We start from the raw sequence: 17658 nt of genomic DNA, 5'->3' as shown, positions 1-17658 counted from the left end.
CTTCATGTGCGACGCATCACTCAGGCGGCGACGCGGCTTCCGCATAGAACTCGCGGACCACGTCGATTTCACGTGTGCGCCTGAAGGGCGGCAGGCTTTGCCAGATACGTCGGCCATACGGCTTGTCGACGAGCCGCGTATCGCAGATCATCAACACGCCACGATCCGTTTCTGCGCGGATCAGACGCCCCGCACCCTGCTTCAGCGTGATGACTGCCTGGGGCAACTGGTGGACCGCAAACGGGCTCAGTCCTTTCTTCGTCAACGCGTCGAGTCGCGCCGACAGCACGGGGTCGTCCGGTGGCGCGAACGGCAGCTTGTCGATCACCACCAGCGACAGCGCATCGCCCCGCACGTCCACGCCTTCCCAGAAGCTCTGGCTGCCGACCAGGATCGCATTGCCATACGCGCGAAATCGCTCCAGCAACTCGGTGCGGCTTGCGTCGCCCTGCACGAGCAGCGGATAGCTCCAGCCACGCGATTCGATCGTATCGCGCAGCTTCGTCGCGATGCGATCGACGGCGCGCAATGTGGTGCACAGCATGAAGACACCGCCGCCGGACGCCTCGATGGCGGGCAGCGCCGCGTCGAAAACAGCATCGGTGAAAACCGGCGACGAAGGCTGCGGCAGATTGCGCGGCACGTACAGCAGACCTTGCGTGGCGTAATCGAACGGGCTTGGCAACGTCATCGAGCGGCGCGCGTTCAGCCCCATCTGCGCGGCGTAGTGCGTGAAGTCGCCACGCACCGACAGCGTCGCCGACGTGAAGATCCACGCACGCGGCACGCCGGCGCGCTGCTTCGCGAAAATCGGCGCGACCGACAACGGCGTTTCGTGCAACTGGACCGTATGCGAGAACACTTCGATCCAGCGGACTTTTTCATTCGGATCGGTTGCGTCTTTTGACTTGTCGTCGCTGGCTGCCTCGCGTTCGGTATCCGTCGGCGGTGTCGTCCAGCCAGTCAGGATGCCTTGCAGTTCGCGCGCGCGACGCAGGCAGGCGCCGATCGACTCGGCCCGCTCCGCGTGCCCCGCGAGCGCGCCCGCGAGCGCGTCGAGTTCGGTTTCGAGCGCCTCCAGCGCAGCAAACAGAGGATGATCATCCGGCAACTGGCCGATCGACATCCGCACTGAATCTTCCCTGAATGCGAGCCGCACGTCGCGCGCCGCACGTTCGAGCGCGCCGCCAAGCTTCACCCATTCGACTGCATCGCGCGCGTGACCGAGGCCCTCTGCGACCGAGTCGCGCGCAAGTTCGAGGAACTGCGTGGTCGACAACGTCTCGCCGAAGAACAGCGTCGCGGTTTCGGGCAACTGATGCGCTTCGTCGAAGACGATTGTATTGGCGGTCGGCAGCAGTTCGGCCATGCCGGTGTCGCGCAACATGATGTCCGCGAAAAACAGATGGTGATTCACGACGACGATGTCGGCCTGCTGCGCTTCGCGACGTGCCTGCATCACGAAACAGTCCTTGTAATGCGGACACTCCTGACCGAGACAGTTTTCGCGCGTCGACGTCACCATCGACCACACCTGCGCGGTTTCCGGCACGCTCGCGAGCTCGGCCTTGTCGCCCGTGCGCGTGATCTTCGCGAAGCGGATGATGTCCTGCAGATACGACGTTTCCTGGCGTGACGGCAGACGGCCGTTGTCGGCAGTGCGCTGCAGATAGTAGTGGCACAGGTAGTTCGCCCGGCCCTTCAGCATCGCGACCGATACCGGCACCGCGAGCGCATCACGTACGGTTGGAATGTCGCGTTGAAAGAGCTGGTCCTGCAGATGCTTCGTGCCGGTCGAGACAATGACCTTGCCGCCCCACAGCATCGCCGGCACGAGGTACGCGTAGGTCTTGCCGGTGCCCGTGCCCGCCTCGACGATCAGCGTATTCTCTCCTGCGTCGGAAACGCCAGCGGCATCCGGCGATTGTGCCGCGTCGGCAGACGCCGCGCCTTGCAGACGCCGTGCGGGACGCTGCTGCAGTTCGAACATCGCCGGCTCAGCAAGCGCCTTGCCGGACGCCTCCATTGCAGCCGCAACGGCGCGCGCCATCTCGATCTGCGAGGCACGCGAACGATAGCCGTCGATCTGCCGCGCGAGCAGCCCGTCGGCGGCGAAGATATCGTCGAGCTGGGTAACGCGCTTCGGGTTCAGCGTGGCGATGAGCGCGCCCGCCGCGGCGTTTTTATCGCGCGGCGCAGCGGCGTCGTCGCCTGACGGCTGACGGGAAGGTGAAAGAGACGGTGAATTCAAGGCAAGCGATTCCTGCAAAGTCCGTCGCGCGCGGCGCGACCCGGCGCCTGCCAGGTCGCGAACTCATGCGCGCGCGTCCGGTTCGAGCTGCAACTGCAGCAAGATGATGGTGTCCTTGACCTTGAGCTTGCGCTTTTTCAGGCGTTTTATCTCGAGGTCGTCGATGCCGGGGTCTTCCGACACCTTGTCGATCAGGCGATCAAGACCACTGTGCTCCGATTCCAGCTGCAGAATGCGGTCGCGAAGGGTATTCGCGTTGATGACGTGCTGATGATCGCGCATGCTCGCCTCCTCCTCCGAAGTGGCGGGGGGCCGCCCGTGGCAGCCCTGCTCGCCTGAGGTTGCTGTCCGGCCAAAAACGCGTTACTGACTCTGTTGCTGTTGTTGTAACTGCTCCTGCTTTAACTGCTCCTGCTTCTCCTGCTCGGCCTTTTGCTGCGCTTTCTCGGCGGCCTGTTTCTGGCGCGCCTCGACGTCGGCCTTGTGCTGCGCGGCATCGATCTGCTTCTGGTCGTAGCGTTGCGTCTTCTCGACCCGCTCCTGCGCCTTCTGGGCGCCCTGCTGGCGTGCCTCGTCGAGCTTGCGCTGGTAATCGGACTGCTTCGAATCGTAAGCCTTCTGGTTCGCCGCTGCATCTGAAGCGGAGACGCCGCGTTGCGCCTGATCGATTGCGTGCTGTTGCTGCTTGCCCTGATACGCGGCAGCGTTCGACGCGCGCTGCGGCGCTTCCGCGCTGCGCTGCGCCTGATCGATCGCGTGCTGTTGCTGCTTCGCCTGGTATGCCTGTTCGTTTGCGGCGCGTTGCGGCGCTTCGGCATTACGCTGCGCCTGATCGAGTTCGTGCTGGCGCTGCTTGTCTTCGAATGCCTGGGCGTTACGCGCGTCGTCCGCGGCACGCTGCGGCGCTTCCGCTTCGTCGCGCGCCCGCCTGATCGCAGCCTCCTGATCACGCTTGCGCGCGCGTTCGACGCGCTGTTCGTCATCAAGCGCGAGCTGCTGCTTGCGGATATCCGCCGCGACTTCGCGCATCGCGTCGCGCGCCTTGCCGATGCAGTGATTCACGAAGAACGTGCTATAGCAGTTGTGCTGTGCGACCGCAAACTTGTAGTTGTTCTCTTCGGTACGCGTATTGAGCACTTTCTGGCGGGCGTCGAAGTCGTTGCCACTGGCGTCCGGCGACCCGGCCTGCGCACCCGGCACGGCGGACGCCGCGTCACCGGCAGCCGCCTGTACAGACGGATTCTGGGCCTGCACCGGCAACGCGACTGCGAATGACACTGCTGCAACGCAGACACCGAGCGCCGCCCGCAGAAAATTCAAACGCGCCCCTGGCGTTGAACCCGGACGCGCCTTCGCAGACAAACCGGAAAACGGGCCGACCGACGCACAAACGCGCAGGTCACGAGGCACAGCGAACGGGAAACGGGAGGTCGGCAACGTCGTAGATGGGCAACGGAACATGCCCGAAATTCTAACATCCCGCGCCTGAGCGCTCCGGCATTTATGGCAAAATGCCCCGCGTCAGCAACCGGTCGCCACGGGTTCGCCCGACGCGGCATCTCAGGCGGCCCTGATCGAAACCTGCAGGAACACGCATACCTTATGACGGAAACCGTAGCACTCAAGATCGTACAGCGCATCGCCACCGAACTCGCCGTCCAGCCGCGCCAGGTCGCGGCTGCGGTGCAACTCCTCGATGAAGGATCGACTGTTCCGTTTATCGCTCGTTACCGCAAGGAAGTGACCGGCAATCTCGACGATACGCAGCTGCGTAACCTCGAAGAACGGCTTCTGTATCTGCGCGAACTCGAAGAGCGGCGCGCAACGATCATCGCCAGCATCGACGAACAGGGCAAGCTCACCGACGAACTGCGCACCGCGATCGAGGCCGCGGACAGCAAGCAGGTGCTCGAAGACCTGTATCTGCCCTACAAGCCCAAGCGCCGCACACGTGCGCAGATCGCGCGCGAAGCCGGCCTGCAGCCGCTCGCCGACGCGCTCCTCGCCGACCCCACGCTCGATCCGCAAACCGAAGCAGCGGGCTATGTCGACGCCGAAAAGGGCGTGGCTGACGTGAAGGCCGCGCTCGACGGCGCGCGCGATATTCTCTCCGAACAGTTCGGCGAAACCGCGGAAGTGCTCGGCAAGCTGCGCGACTACCTGTTCAACCAGGGCGTGGTGTCGTCGAAAGTGGTCGAGGGCAAGGAAAACGCGGAAGAAGAAAAATTCCGCGACTACTACGACTATTCCGAAACGATCCGCACGGTGCCGTCGCATCGCGCGCTCGCGCTCTTCCGCGGCCGCAACGCGGGCGTGCTGATGATCAAGCTGGGGCTCGGCGAAGAGCTCGACGCTCAGGTACCGCATCCAGGCGAAGCGATGATTGCACGCCATTTCGGCATCGCGAACCAGAACCGCGCCGCCGACAAATGGCTCTCGGACGTATGCCGCTGGTGCTGGCGCGTGAAGGTGCAGCCGCACATCGAAAACGAACTGCTCACGAATCTGCGCGACGAAGCCGAGCATGAGGCGATCCGCGTGTTCGCGCGCAATCTGAAGGACCTGCTGCTGGCCGCGCCGGCCGGCCCGAAGGCCGTCATTGGGCTCGATCCGGGCATGCGCACCGGCGTGAAGGTCGCGGTGGTCGACCGGACTGGCAAGGTGCTCGCCACCGACGTGATCTATCCGCACGAGCCGCGCCGCGACTGGGACGGCTCGATCGCGAAGCTGGCGCGCATCTGCGCGCAGACGCAGGCTGAGCTGATCAGCATCGGCAACGGCACGGCATCGCGTGAAACGGACAAGCTCGCGAGCGAACTGATCGCGCGTCATCCGGAATTCAAGTTGCAGAAGATCGTGGTGTCCGAAGCGGGCGCGTCCGTGTACTCGGCGTCGGAACTCGCGGCGAAGGAATTCCCGGACATGGACGTGTCGCTGCGTGGCGCGGTGTCGATCGCGCGACGTCTGCAGGATCCGCTCGCCGAGCTCGTCAAGATCGATCCGAAGGCGATCGGCGTCGGCCAGTATCAGCACGATGTGAACCAGCGCGAACTCGCGCGCTCGCTCGATGCCGTGGTCGAGGATTGCGTGAACGCCGTGGGCGTCGATGCAAATACGGCATCGGTTGCGCTGCTCGCGCGCGTGTCGGGTTTGAACGCGACGCTGGCGCGCAATATCGTCGACTATCGCGATGCGAACGGTCCGTTCCCTTCGCGCGAGCATCTGCGTCGCGTGCCGCGTCTCGGCGAGAAGACGTTCGAACAGGCCGCCGGGTTCCTGCGCATCAACGGTGGCGAGAATCCGCTCGACCGCTCGTCGGTACACCCGGAAGCGTATCCGCTCGTCGAACGCATGCTCGCGAAGATCAGCAAGCATGTCGGCGACGTGCTCGGCAATCGCGAAGCACTGTCGGGCCTGTCGCCGACCGAATTCGTCGACGATCGCTTCGGTCTGCCGACCGTGCGCGACATTCTCTCCGAACTCGAAAAGCCGGGCCGCGATCCGCGCCCCGAGTTCAAGACGGCCACGTTCCGCGAGGGCGTCGAGAAGGTGTCCGATCTCGTGCCGGGCATGGTGCTCGAAGGCGTCGTGACGAACGTCGCGGCGTTTGGCGCGTTCATCGATATCGGCGTGCATCAGGACGGACTCGTGCACGTATCGGCGATGTCGACGAAGTTCATCAAGGACCCGCACGAAGTCGTGAAGGCCGGCCAGGTCGTGAAGGTGAAGGTGCAGGAAGTCGACGTGAAGCGCCAGCGTATCTCGCTTACGATGCGTCTCGACGACGATTTCCAAGCCAGCTCGGCGCCGCGCAGCGGTGGTCAGCAGGACCGCGGCACGGGTCGTCCGGGCGGCGGTGGCAACGGTGGTGGACGTGGACAGCAGCAGCGCTCGCGTGACGCGGAGCCGGCCGGCGCAATGGCGGCTGCGTTTGCCAAACTGAAGCGCTAAACCTGACAGATACGTGCGGTGCCACGGCGGGCCGCACGCGCATCACATACAAAAAAAACCCACGCGTCGGTTCATCTGCGTGGGCTTTTTTTGTTCATCACGAAACGTTCAGATCTCGATCTTCGTTCCCAGTTCGACCACACGATTGGCCGGAATGCTGAAGAAATCAGTCGGCTTCGCCGCGTTCTGATGCATCCACGCGAACACACGCTCGCGCCACACCGACATGCCTGGCAACTGCGTCGGCACCACCGTTTCACGCGCGAGGAAGAACGACGTATCCATGATTTCGAACGTCATGTCATGCGTGCGGCCGATATCGAGCAGCACGGCCTTCACATCCGGCGTTTCGTTAAAACCATAGGCGGCCTTCACGAGATACAGCCCGCCGTCGAGGCCCTTCACGGTGACGCGCTCTTCGTCGTTCACATAGGGAATATCCCGCGTGATGAACGTCAGAAAAATCGTGCGTTCGTGCAGCACCTTGTTGTGCTTCAGATTGTGGAGCAGGCTCACCGGAACAAGCGTGTCGCTGCCGGTCAGATAGATCGCGGTACCCGATACGCGATGCGGCGGATGCGCAAGCAGCCCCTGCAGGAACGGCATCAACGGAATACCGTCGGCGGCCGTGCGCTCCTTGACGATCATGCGGCCCTTGAACCATGTCATCAACAGGAAGAACAGCAGCGCGCCGATGCCGAGCGGCAGCCAGCCGCCCTCCTCGACCTTCAGCAGATTCGCGCCGAAGAAACCAAGATCGACCGTCATGAAGAGCGCGATGATAAGCGCGACCAGCAGCTTGTTCCAGTTCCACACCTTCACCATCACGACGCACGCGAGCACAGTCGTGATCACCATCGTCGCGGTCACGGCAATTCCGTAGGCCGCTGCAAGGTTGTCCGAACTCTTGAAGCTGATCACGATGCAGATGATGATGAAAAGTAGCATCCAGTTCACGACCGGCACGTAGATCTGCCCGATGGCCAGTTCCGATGTATGCAGGATCTTCATGCGCGGCACGTAGCCGAGCTGGATCGCCTGGCTCGTCAGCGAATAGGCGCCGGAGATCACCGCCTGCGATGCGATCACCGTCGCGACCGTCGACAGGATCACGAGCGGCAGGAGCGCCCAGTCGGGTGCGAGCAGGAAGAACGGGTTCTCGATCGCTTTCGGGTCGTGCATCAGCAGCGCGCCCTGCCCGAAGTAGTTCAGCACGAGCGAGGGCATCACGAGGACGTACCACGCCACCCGGATCGGCTGCGCGCCGAAGTGACCCATGTCTGCGTAGAGCGCTTCGGCACCGGTCAGTACCAGCACGACCGAGCCAAGCACGACATACGCCTGCAGCACGTGCGCCGACATGAACGAAAACGCGTAATACGGATTGAGCGCGGCGATGACGCCGGGCGACTGCACGATGTGCATGAGGCCGAGCACGGCAATCGTCAGGAACCACAGCACCATGATCGGACCGAACAGACGCCCGACGAGCGCGGTGCCGTGCCGCTGGATCCAGAACAGCAGGATGAGAATGACGATAGTGAGCGGCATCACGAGATGCGACAGCTTCGGCGCCGCGATCTGCAACCCTTCGACCGCGGACATCACCGAAATGGCCGGCGTGATCACTGCGTCGCCGTAAAACATGCAGGCACCGAAGATGCCGAGCATCATCAGCATGCCGGCCGCCTTGCTCGAGTGATCGAACGATCTTAACGAGAGCGCCATCAGGGCCAGCACGCCACCCTCGCCGTTGTTGTCGGCGCGCATCACGAACAGCACGTATTTAACGCCGACGACGATGACGATCGCCCAGAACAGCAGCGAGATCACGCCAAGAATGGATGCGTCGGTGAGCGGAATCCCGTGTGACGGGGAGAACGCTTCCTTAAGCGAATACAACGGGCTCGTGCCGATGTCGCCGAAGACCACACCGATCGCAGCGATAGCGAGAGAAGGCAGAGGCTGCCTGCGCCCGTGGTTGGTATTTGTCATAAACGCGAAAAAATCCGTTCCTGATCGGAAGAGCGAGCGCTATTCTAAACTGGCCGTCATGACCGACCGGCCGGCATGTTGCGGATACACCACGAGGACCGTCCGCGCAGTGTAGCATCGCCCCAAGGGCCCGTCTGTGCTTGCTGAAACGTTTTCTGGCGTGGCCCCGGAACGGGCGATCGCGTAACCATGACCACCGTCACGCCCGCCGGTGGGGGCCAAAAAAAACGGAGCCCTTGCGGGCTCCGTTTCTATGCGACACACCATGCAGTGATCGCCCGGACTGTCATCACGGTTTCGACGCTGCATCCTGCGCGGTACCGCGCTTGATCCACGCGCCAAGATTGTGCGGGCGAACCGTGTCCCACTCCTCAAACGGCTGATGGATCCACGGATTGGTGGGCAGGTACTGCACGTGATAATCGGGCGTCACTTTCGAGCAGCCCTTGTACCAGAGCACCGCCGAGCGCACCGACGTGATGGCCGGATAACGTTCCTTCAGATGCTGCTGCACGCGCGCGAGCGTCACACCGGAATCGACGAGATCGTCGACAAGCAGCACGTTGCCCGACAGTTCGCCGCGCGTCATCGTGATGTACTGCGCGATGTCGAGCTCGCCCTGCTCCGTGCCAGCCGCCTCGCGATACGAACTCGTCGCAAGAATCGCCAGCGGCAGATCATAGATACGCGAGAGCTGGTCGCCGACGCGCAGACCGCCGCGCGCGAGGCACAGGATCTTGTCGAATTTCCAGCCGGACTCATGCACCGCAAGTGCCAGCAATTCGATCAGACGGTGATACTCGTCCCAGCCGACCCAAAGATTCTTTTCATCGTTGCGAGGATCTTTCATCGCAATCATGGGCACACCCTGCGTCATAACTTAAGCCTTGAACGGATGACGAAGGAGAATGGTCTCGTCACGGTCCGGACCCGTGGAAACCATATCGATCGGCACGCCGGCCACTTCCTGCACACGCGTGAGATACGCCTGCGCGTTGGCGGGCAGCCTGTTCCAGTCGGTGATGCCGATGGTGCTTTCCTTCCAGCCGCCAAACGTTTCGTATACCGGTTCGCAACGCGCGACTTCCGATGCACCGCGCGGCAGGATGTCGACGTCCTTGCCGTCGAGCTTGTAGCCGACGCACAGTTTGACTTCGTTGACACCGTCGAGGACATCGAGCTTCGTGATGCACAACCCCGACACGCCGTTGATCTGGATCGAGCGACGCAGCGCGGCGGCGTCGAGCCAGCCGGTACGGCGCGGACGACCCGTGACCGAGCCGAATTCCTTGCCCACCGTGGCGAGCGTGAGGCCGATCTGTTCCTGGCGGGCCGCGTTATCGGCGTCGTACAGTTCGCTCGGGAATGGGCCCGAACCGACACGCGTGCAATACGCCTTCGTGATGCCGAGGATGTAGTTCAGTTTTTGCGGACCGACGCCCGCGCCCGACGTGGCCGCACCGGCCACGCAGTTGCTCGACGTGACGAACGGATACGTACCGTGATCGATGTCGAGCAGCGTGCCTTGCGCACCTTCGAACAGCAGGTTGTGGCCAGCATGATTTTCGTCGTAGAGACGACGCGACACGTCGGTGACCATCGGCTTCAGGCGGTCTGCATAGCTCAACATCATGTCGAGCGTCTGCTGGAAGTCGACTGCCGGCGCGCCGAGGTACTGCGTCAGCACAAAATTATGGAAGTCGAGGTTTTCGCGCAGGCGTTCGGCGAATGCTTCCGGCTCGAACAGATCCTGCACGCGCAAGCCCCGGCGTGCGACCTTGTCTTCGTAGGCTGGGCCGATACCGCGCCCCGTTGTACCGATCTTGCCCGCGCCGCGATGCGCTTCGCGCGCCTGGTCGATGGCGATGTGATACGGGAGGATCAGGGTGGTGGCTTCGGAAATGAACAGACGCTTTTGAACATCCACGCCCGCGGCTTCGAGTTCGCCGATTTCCTTGAACAGCGCTTCCGGCGACAACACGACGCCATTACCGATGTAGCACGCAACGCCGGGATGCATGATGCCCGACGGAATCAGACGCAAGATGGTTTTCTTGCCGCCGATGATGAGCGTGTGGCCGGCATTGTGACCGCCCTGGAAGCGCACGACGCCCTGGGCGTGGTCCGTCAGCCAGTCGACGATCTTGCCCTTGCCCTCATCACCCCACTGGGTTCCCACGACGACGACGTTGCGCCCGGGGTTCACATTCACTGCGCTGGCAGACATGTTGTTTCGTAAGCTGGTTAAAAACGTATTCTACCGATATTCGCGGAAGGTTCCGGATTTTTTCCGTTTCCGCTCAACGGCATGGCCGTTATTCCGGGTATTTCAAAGTCGACGCGGCGGCTCGCTGCGCCCGTATTTTCCGCTGTTCAGGAACGTGCTTCCACGACCCAGGCACCGTTGCGTTCGACCAGCACGCGGTCGCACGCGAATTCATCCAGATCGTGATCGTGGCCTGGCAGCGCCTGGATCACCACTTCGCCGGCGTCGCGCAACGCGGCAACGCTCGCACGCAACGCGTCGTCGTGTTGCCACGGCGCCAGGATCGCGCTGCTGCGCGCCTCGACGGGCGAGATCCGCGCCACTTCGCGCAGATCGAGCGAGAAGCCGGTCGCGGGTCGCGCACGACCGTACGCTTCGCCGACCTTGTCGTAACGTCCGCCGCGCGCCACCGCATTCGGCACGCCGTCGACATAGGCCGAGAACATCACGCCGCTGTGGTACGCGTAGCCGCGAAGGTCGGCCAGATCGATCATCACTTCGGCGCCGTCGACCTGCGCCGCGAGGAACGCGAGGTCGTCGAGCGCACGCGCGATTTCCGACGTCGCCGGCAGCCGCGTGCGGGCTTCGGCGAGCACCGAGGCATCGCCGTAGAGCGTCGGCAGGACGCGCAGTGCGTCGCGTGTCGCGGGCAAAAGGTCCGCGGTCAGTTCGGCGAGACGCGGCACGTCCTTGCCGGCGAGCGCTTCGTACAGCGCTTCACCGAGCGCGACGGCTTTCGGTTCGTTCGCGATCAGCGCGGAGAGCACGCCCGCATGGCACAGATCGAGCCGCACTTTCGCGAGACCGGCAAGACGCAGTGCATCGAGCATCAACTGCTGGATCTCGAGATCGGCTTCGAGGCCGGCGTGACCGTAGATTTCAGCGCCGATCTGGATCTGTTCACGCGTTGCGTGCAGGCCGCGCGGACGCGTGTGCAGCACGTTGCCTGCGTAGCACAGACGCGTCACGCCCTGGCGGTTCAGCAGGTGGGCGTCGATACGCGCAACCTGCGGCGTGATGTCGGCGCGCAGACCGAGCGTGCGGCCCGACATCTGGTCGACGAGCTTGAACGTGCGCAGGTTCAGGTCGGTGCCGCCGCTTGTCAGTAGCGATTCGAGGTATTCCAGCATCGGCGGCATGACCATTTCGTAGCCGTAGGCGCGAAAACGGTCCAGCAGCCGGCGACGCAACTCTTCGATCTTGCGGGCCTCCGACGGCAGCACGTCGGCAATATTCTCGGGAAGTAACCAGGTCGACATCGATACAGTCCTACGACGTTGAACACGGGCGCGCGGGCGCACCGGTATATGACGGGTAAATGGCGGAAAGCGCCTGCGAGCGGGCCGGGCTGGCGCAGCACCCGTATCGCGCCTCGCTCGCGTTCGTGGCGCGTGCGTCTTGCGAACCCGCCTCGCTCACGAGGCACCCAGATTGCGCCTATGTCGCGATCAGCAGCAACACCAGCCCGAGCACCATCACGATCAGGCCGCCGATGCGCACCTGATTCACGGGTCGCTCCGCAATTCTACGAAACGTGTCGCGCCAGGCGCTCGGGAACACAAAGGGGAACATCCCCTCGATGATCAGCATCAGGGCGATCGCGAGCAGTAACGAGCCGGCTATATCCATTCGAATGACGGCGTCGCTGCGCGCAAGGCGCGCGACGCTCCGGTAATCAGTGTTTGCGGGCGGGGGCAGCAGCGGCGGCGTCCGGCGACGTGCCGCCCGTCGGGCTGCGCATGAAGCGGAAGAACTCGCTGCCTGAATCGACCACGATCACGTCATTCGGCTTGAAGCTGTTCCGGTACGCCTGCATGCTCTGGTAAAACTCATAGAACTGCGGGTCGCGGCCAAAGGCCTCGGCGGCGATCGATGCCGCGTTGCCATCGCCCTCGCCCTTGATCTTCTGCGCTTCGCGATAAGCGTCCGCAACAACCTGCTGTTGCTTCAGGCTCGCATCCGCCCGGATCTTGTCGGCTTCGGTCGCGCCCAGCGCGCGCACGTCGCTCGCGATCTGCTCGCGTACCGCCATCATGCGCTTGTAGACGGAGTCGGTCATGGCCGCCGGAAAGTCGATGCGTGTCAGCTGCACGTCGATCACATCGATGCCGAGCGGCGCCGTGACCTTCTGCATCGCCGTACGCGCTTCGGCTGCGATGTCCTGCTGCTTTGCCAGCGCATCGGCGAGTGTAGCCTTCGCGAAGACGTCGCCGAGGGCGTCGCGCGACATCGCAGCCAGCCGTTCAGGCAACCCCTGCGCGTCACCCTTCGTATCCGCGAAGAGCTTCAGCGGATCGGTCACGCGATAGCGGATCACCGGATTCACGAGAATATCGATCTTGTCGGACGTGACATAGCGGTCGGCGTCCGGTGCGTCGACAGACTGGATGCGCGTATCGACGAGCGTTGCGGTTTGCAGCGGCGGCGGCAACTTGACGTGCAGGCCGGGGCCGACGAGTCTGGGTGCTGTGTCGCCATGGGCGGACACGACGGCCATGTGACGCTGGTCGACCACATACACCATCGACGATGCGGCGAACAGCACGATCACAACAGCAATGACGAGCGCAATGATTCGGTTCATGTTCGCGCTCCTTATTGCAGTTCTTCGTCGCGACCGCGACTACGGAACGAATCGCGCGAACGGAACGCTTCGCTCGCTGCGGCCGCCTGGCTTGCGCCACTGGCCGGCACGGCCGACGCACCCGACGCAGGCAGCGGTGCCGCCGTCGCAGCAGCGCCGCTCGCGCCCTGCGGCGCTGCCGCGGGCGAACCCGGGCCGGCCTGAGCGCCGTTTGCGGCATCGGCAGCGCGCTGGCGCGTCTGCTCGACGAGCTTGTCGAGCGGCAGATACAGCACGTTGTTCGCCGACTTGCTGTCGACGAACACCTTCGTCGTATTCGAGTAGATATGCTGCATGGTGTCCAGGTACATGCGCTCGCGGATCACGGCGGGCGCCTTCGAGTATTGAGCGTAGACCTGGCTAAAGCGCTCGGCATCGCCCTGCGCCTGAGCCACGACGCGCTCGCTGTAAGCATGTGCGTCGTCGATCATGCGGGCGGCGTCGGCCTGCGCGCGCGGCAACAGGTCGTTCGCATACGCCTCGGCGTCGGTCTTTACACGCGCGCGATCCTGCTGCGCTTTCGCGGCATCGTCGAACGCGGACTGGACCTGTTCGGGCGGCGTAACACCCTGAATCGTGACACCGGTCACGGCAAGACCCGTGTGGAATTCGTCGAGCGAACGCTGGATGGAATCAGTGAGCTGCAGGCGGATTGCTTCGCGATCCTGATCGAGGACACTGTCCGTGCTGCGGGCGCCCACGATCTGACGGATCGCAGCCTGCGCGGCCTGTGTCACCGTTTGATCGGGGTCAACGCTGCGGAACAGGTAGTCGGTCGGCTTGCGGATCTGGTATTGCACCGAGAACCGCACGTCGACGATACCGCCGTCGTGCGTCAGCATCGATGCGTCTTTCACGTTGGGCATGCGTACGACGTTATTACGGCCGATTTCGACCGAACGCACCTGACCGACGTTGACCATCTCGTGCGATTCGAACGGATACGGCAGACGCCAGTGAGCGCCCTGACCGGCCGTGTAACGATACTGGCCGAACTGCGAGACCACACCCGCCTGACCGTCCTGCACGACGAACACGCCGCTACCCAGCCAGATCGCGATCAGCACGCCGATGACGATGCCCACACCGATGCGCGCGCCGCGGCCGTTGTCCGGGCGGCGCTCGCCGTTGCCTGAACCACCGCCCTTGCGACCGAACACGCGCGACAGACGGCGGTTGAAGTCGCGCCACATCTCGTCGAGATCGGGCGGGCTTTCGCCATCCTTGCCGTTTGGCGGACGCTTCGGATCGTTCGGACGCTGCTTGTCGCCATTGCCGTCGCCCCGGCCCCAGCGCGGATCGTTCATCGAGAAAATGGCGCGCACGCGCAGCCATGTACTCCGCTCGTTGTAATCGTTCACCTGTGTTCGTTCACCAGAGTAGACAGCCGGTCAATGCAATTGGAACGGGTCAATGCCCGAGTTCTGGGACCTTGCGGTCGTCGGTTGGTGCCGCTGGCCGGTCTTCTTCCGGCAATGGACGTTCCTGGTCGGAAAGGTATTCGGCGGTCGCGATTTCGGCGATGGCAGCGCGCAGCGTGTCCAGCCCCTGCCCGGTGCGCGCGCTCAAAAAGACGCGCGAAATATTACCATACTCATCCCGCTCGACCGTGTCGCCACGGGCCGCCAGCTCAGGCACGGCGTCGATCTTGTTGAAGACCAGCACCTGCCGGATCGCGTCCGCACCGATTTCGTGCAGCACGACGTTCACCTGGTCGATCTGGTCGAGCCGCACGGCGCTCGATGCATCGACGACATGCAGCAGCAGATCGGCGTGAATGGTTTCTTCGAGCGTCGCGCGGAAAGCGGCCACCAGCTGGTGAGGCAGTTCGCGGATGAAGCCGACCGTGTCGGACACCACCACCTGGCCCACCTCGTCGCCCAGATACACGCGGCGCGACGTCGTATCGAGCGTGGCGAACAGCTGGTCGGCGGCGTAAGCCTGCGCCTTGGTCAGCGCATTGAAGAGCGTGGACTTGCCCGCGTTCGTATAGCCGACGAGCGACACCGACATCGTGCGATTGCGCTCGCGCTGCCGGCGCTGCGTGCCATGCTGGCGCCGCAGCTTTTCGAGCCGCGTCTTGAGCGCCTTGATGCGCTCGCCGATCAGGCGGCGGTCGGTTTCGAGCTGCGTTTCACCCGGACCGCGCAGGCCAATACCACCCTTCTGCCGCTCAAGGTGAGTCCATGCGCGGATCAGCCGCGTAGCGAGGTATTGCAACTGCGCCAACTCCACCTGCAGCTTGCCTTCGTGGCTGCGGGCGCGTTGGGCGAAGATGTCGAGAATGAGGCTCGTCCGGTCGATCACGCGCCTGTTAAGCGCCTGCTCCAGATTGCGCTGCTGCGCAGGAGCAAGTGCGTGATTGAAGATGACGATTTCGATGTCATTCGCCTCACACGCAAGACGCAGTTCCTCGGCCTTGCCGCTGCCGACGAACATCTTGGCGTCAGGGGCGGACCGACGTCCGGTGAGGGTGACTACAGGATTCGCACCCGCGCTTTGCGCGAGCAGACTGAGTTCTTCGAGACTGGCTTCGAAATCGATCTTTCCGAAGTCGATACCGACAAGCGCTGCGTTGGTCAAATTGGAGGGTATCAAAATGAAGCGGCCGGGAGAGATCGCCGACGGGCGATGCTATGCCGGCCGCGACGAGGGGTTAGGACTGTTCAGAATCCGGGTGGAAATTCACCGGACGGGCCGGCACGACTGTCGAGATTGCGTGCTTGTAGACCATCTGGGTAACCGTATTCCGGAGCAACACGACGTACTGGTCGAACGATTCGATGTTCCCTTGAAGCTTGATGCCGTTGACCAGATAGATCGAGACCGGCACGTGCTCTTTGCGCAGTGCGTTCAAAAACGGGTCTTGTAACAATTGCCCTTTGTTGCTCATAGCAAACTCCGTATTTTTTTGCAGGTTGACTGAATTGACGGCGAAGAAAAAGAAATTCGCCGTCAACCGCTACACTATAGCCGATTTTTGTTTGTGCGCGAGCCGCCTGGCCATCCGGCCAAACCCAGCACACACGCGGGTTTCGGGGTTTCAGCCTTTATCCGCGTAAGGGTTCGTCGACGAACGGAACTCTATGCGCAATGGAGTCCCGGTCAGCGCGAAAGTTTCCCGGAAGCGGTTTTCGAGGTAGCGCTTATACGTTTCAGTAATTGCGTCGAGTGCGTTGCCGTGAATCACGATGATCGGCGGGTTCTGTCCACCCTGGTGCGCGTAGCGCAACTTCGGACGCACCGGTCCACGACGTCGGGGCTGCTGGAACTCGACCGCGTCGATCAGCGCGCGGGTCAGCTTCGGCGTCGGCAGCTTCGCCATGGCGGCGGCGTAGGCGTCATCGACTGATCGCATCAGCTGGCCGATACCCGTTTTCTCCGCCGCCGAAATGAAGTGAAACTTGGCGAAGTCGAGAAATTTTAGCTTGCGCTCCAGATCCGCTTTCGTGCGCTCGCGCACGTGCGAATCGAGACCGTCCCATTTGTTCACGCCGACCACGAGCGCACGTCCCTGCTCGACGACGAAGCCGGCGATGTGCGCGTCCTGCTCCGAAATATCCTGGCGCGCGTCGAGCAGCAGGATCACGACGTTCGCATCCGAGATCGACTGCAGCGTCTTCACCACCGAGAATTTCTCGATTGCCTCGAACACCTTGCCGCGGCGCCGCAAGCCGGCCGTATCAATCAGCGTGTAATTCTTGCCCTGACGCTCGAAGTCGACGTAGATCGAATCGCGCGTCGTGCCGGGCATGTCGAATGCGATCACGCGATCTTCGCCGACGAGCGTATTGATCAGCGTCGACTTGCCGACGTTCGGGCGCCCGACGATCGCGATCTTGATGCCGCGCGCGTCCTTGTCTTCGTCTTCCTCCTCCGGATGACCCGCGTACGCGACGCCGAGCGCCTCGTTGATCATTTCCGTCACGCCGTCGCCGTGCGCCGCGGAAATCGCGCGCGGGTCGCCGAGGCCAAGTTCGTAGAAGTCAGCGGCTACCGCGCTGTACTTCATGCCCTCGGCCTTGTTCACGACGAGGAAAATCGGCCGGCCAGTCTTGCGCAGGTAGTCGGCGATCGACTTGTCCTGCGGCGCGAGGCCATTGCGGCCGTCGACGATAAACACGACGACGTCCGACTCCTCCACCGCCTGGCGCGTCTGGCGCGCCATTTCGTGCAGGATGCCGTCCTTCGCGACCGGCTCGAAACCGCCCGTGTCGACGACCAGATACGGCCGCTCGCCCGTTCGCCCTTCGCCGTAGTGACGGTCACGCGTCAGCCCCGGCAGATCGGCGACGAGCGCATCACGCGAACGCGTGAGACGGTTGAACAGCGTGGATTTCCCCACATTGGGGCGCCCGACGAGGGCAATAACGGGTTTCATCAGATGTTGTTCACAGTGAAACGCAAGGTCGAGAGACTCGACGGGCCGTACGGCGACGCCGCATGACTGCCTGTTGGCTGCGTTTGACAAAAATTATCACGAAATCGGTCACACCCGGGATGCGAACCATCGATGCATCTCCCGGCCGACGAGGAACTGGCTGGCTGGCGCGACCTTCATACGATGCGCGC

The 17658-nt window shown here is 63.1% G+C and carries 14 protein-coding genes; 1 reads left to right on the top strand and 13 read right to left on the bottom strand.

The window, feature by feature from the left end:
- Positions 1–16 precede the first annotated feature (16 nt).
- The 3 genes from LPA36_RS13670 to LPA36_RS13660 all read right to left on the bottom strand — a co-directional run bounded on the left by LPA36_RS13670 (position 17) and on the right by LPA36_RS13660 (position 3529).
- The gene (locus tag LPA36_RS13670; protein WP_228877277.1) at positions 17–2251 is read right to left on the bottom strand and encodes an ATP-dependent DNA helicase; all 2235 of its coding nucleotides are present in this window, start codon (positions 2249–2251) and stop codon (positions 17–19) included.
- 63 nt (positions 2252–2314) lie between these two features.
- On the bottom strand, positions 2315–2533 hold the full coding sequence (locus tag LPA36_RS13665) for a DUF465 domain-containing protein (protein ID WP_228877276.1): 219 nt from the start codon (positions 2531–2533) through the stop codon (positions 2315–2317).
- Positions 2534–2614: 81 nt separating this feature from the next.
- Positions 2615–3529 (bottom strand): coiled-coil domain-containing protein, encoded by a 915-nt coding sequence (locus tag LPA36_RS13660; protein WP_228877275.1) that lies wholly within the window; start codon positions 3527–3529, stop codon positions 2615–2617.
- A 324-nt stretch (positions 3530–3853) separates the two neighbouring features.
- On the opposite strand from LPA36_RS13660, the gene LPA36_RS13655 reads away from it, so the two are divergent.
- Positions 3854–6202 (top strand): Tex family protein, encoded by a 2349-nt coding sequence (locus LPA36_RS13655; RefSeq protein WP_228877274.1) that lies wholly within the window; start codon positions 3854–3856, stop codon positions 6200–6202.
- 108 nt (positions 6203–6310) lie between these two features.
- Here LPA36_RS13655 and LPA36_RS13650 read toward each other — a convergent pair whose 3' ends face one another.
- The 10 genes from LPA36_RS13650 to der all read right to left on the bottom strand — a co-directional run bounded on the left by LPA36_RS13650 (position 6311) and on the right by der (position 17467).
- Positions 6311–8197 carry a potassium transporter Kup gene (locus LPA36_RS13650; protein WP_228877273.1) on the bottom strand — a complete coding sequence of 629 codons (1887 nt, stop codon included), beginning with the start codon at positions 8195–8197 and terminating at the stop codon, positions 6311–6313.
- Positions 8198–8486: 289 nt separating this feature from the next.
- The gene (locus LPA36_RS13645; protein ID WP_228877272.1) at positions 8487–9074 is read right to left on the bottom strand and encodes a phosphoribosyltransferase; all 588 of its coding nucleotides are present in this window, start codon (positions 9072–9074) and stop codon (positions 8487–8489) included.
- Positions 9075–9077: 3 nt separating this feature from the next.
- On the bottom strand, positions 9078–10424 hold the full coding sequence (locus LPA36_RS13640) for an adenylosuccinate synthase (protein WP_228877265.1): 1347 nt from the start codon (positions 10422–10424) through the stop codon (positions 9078–9080).
- A 146-nt stretch (positions 10425–10570) separates the two neighbouring features.
- Complete coding sequence (locus tag LPA36_RS13635) at positions 10571–11722, bottom strand: ATP phosphoribosyltransferase regulatory subunit (RefSeq protein WP_228877263.1); 1152 nt, start codon at positions 11720–11722, stop codon at positions 10571–10573.
- 178 nt (positions 11723–11900) lie between these two features.
- Complete coding sequence (locus tag LPA36_RS13630) at positions 11901–12092, bottom strand: DUF2065 domain-containing protein (protein WP_228877261.1); 192 nt, start codon at positions 12090–12092, stop codon at positions 11901–11903.
- Between the two features lie 46 nt (positions 12093–12138).
- Complete coding sequence (gene hflC / locus LPA36_RS13625; protein ID WP_228877259.1) at positions 12139–13047, bottom strand: protease modulator HflC; 909 nt, start codon at positions 13045–13047, stop codon at positions 12139–12141.
- Positions 13048–13058: 11 nt separating this feature from the next.
- On the bottom strand, positions 13059–14447 hold the full coding sequence (hflK, locus tag LPA36_RS13620) for an FtsH protease activity modulator HflK (protein WP_228877257.1): 1389 nt from the start codon (positions 14445–14447) through the stop codon (positions 13059–13061).
- Positions 14448–14496: 49 nt separating this feature from the next.
- Entirely contained in the window at positions 14497–15684 is a 1188-nt protein-coding gene (gene hflX / locus LPA36_RS13615; protein ID WP_228877252.1) for a GTPase HflX, read from the bottom strand.
- A 58-nt stretch (positions 15685–15742) separates the two neighbouring features.
- A complete protein-coding gene (gene hfq / locus LPA36_RS13610) occupies positions 15743–15979 on the bottom strand; it encodes an RNA chaperone Hfq (protein ID WP_006051315.1) in 237 nt (78 codons plus the stop codon).
- 150 nt (positions 15980–16129) lie between these two features.
- Positions 16130–17467, bottom strand: coding sequence for a ribosome biogenesis GTPase Der (der, locus tag LPA36_RS13605; protein WP_228877251.1), 1338 nt, complete (start codon positions 17465–17467; stop codon positions 16130–16132).
- Positions 17468–17658 lie beyond the last annotated feature (191 nt).

Source organism: Paraburkholderia saeva, assembly GCF_907164555.1.
In the GTDB taxonomy this organism is placed as follows: Bacteria; Pseudomonadota; Gammaproteobacteria; order Burkholderiales; family Burkholderiaceae; genus Paraburkholderia; species Paraburkholderia saeva.
Note: the sequence above shows the minus strand (reverse complement) of the source record. Positions and strands in the feature narration are given on the sequence as shown.

Coding starts and splice junctions, on each gene's coding strand:
- LPA36_RS13665 (WP_228877276.1), bottom strand. CDS start 2,533: ATGCGCGATCATCAGCACGTCATCAACGCGAATACCCTTCGCGACCGC.
- LPA36_RS13655 (WP_228877274.1), top strand. CDS start 3,854: ATGACGGAAACCGTAGCACTCAAGATCGTACAGCGCATCGCCACCGAA.
- LPA36_RS13650 (WP_228877273.1), bottom strand. CDS start 8,197: ATGACAAATACCAACCACGGGCGCAGGCAGCCTCTGCCTTCTCTCGCT.
- LPA36_RS13645 (WP_228877272.1), bottom strand. CDS start 9,074: ATGACGCAGGGTGTGCCCATGATTGCGATGAAAGATCCTCGCAACGAT.
- LPA36_RS13640 (WP_228877265.1), bottom strand. CDS start 10,424: ATGTCTGCCAGCGCAGTGAATGTGAACCCCGGGCGCAACGTCGTCGTC.
- LPA36_RS13635 (WP_228877263.1), bottom strand. CDS start 11,722: ATGTCGACCTGGTTACTTCCCGAGAATATTGCCGACGTGCTGCCGTCG.
- LPA36_RS13630 (WP_228877261.1), bottom strand. CDS start 12,092: ATGGATATAGCCGGCTCGTTACTGCTCGCGATCGCCCTGATGCTGATC.
- hflC (WP_228877259.1), bottom strand. CDS start 13,047: ATGAACCGAATCATTGCGCTCGTCATTGCTGTTGTGATCGTGCTGTTC.
- hfq (WP_006051315.1), bottom strand. CDS start 15,979: ATGAGCAACAAAGGGCAATTGTTACAAGACCCGTTTTTGAACGCACTG.
- der (WP_228877251.1), bottom strand. CDS start 17,467: ATGAAACCCGTTATTGCCCTCGTCGGGCGCCCCAATGTGGGGAAATCC.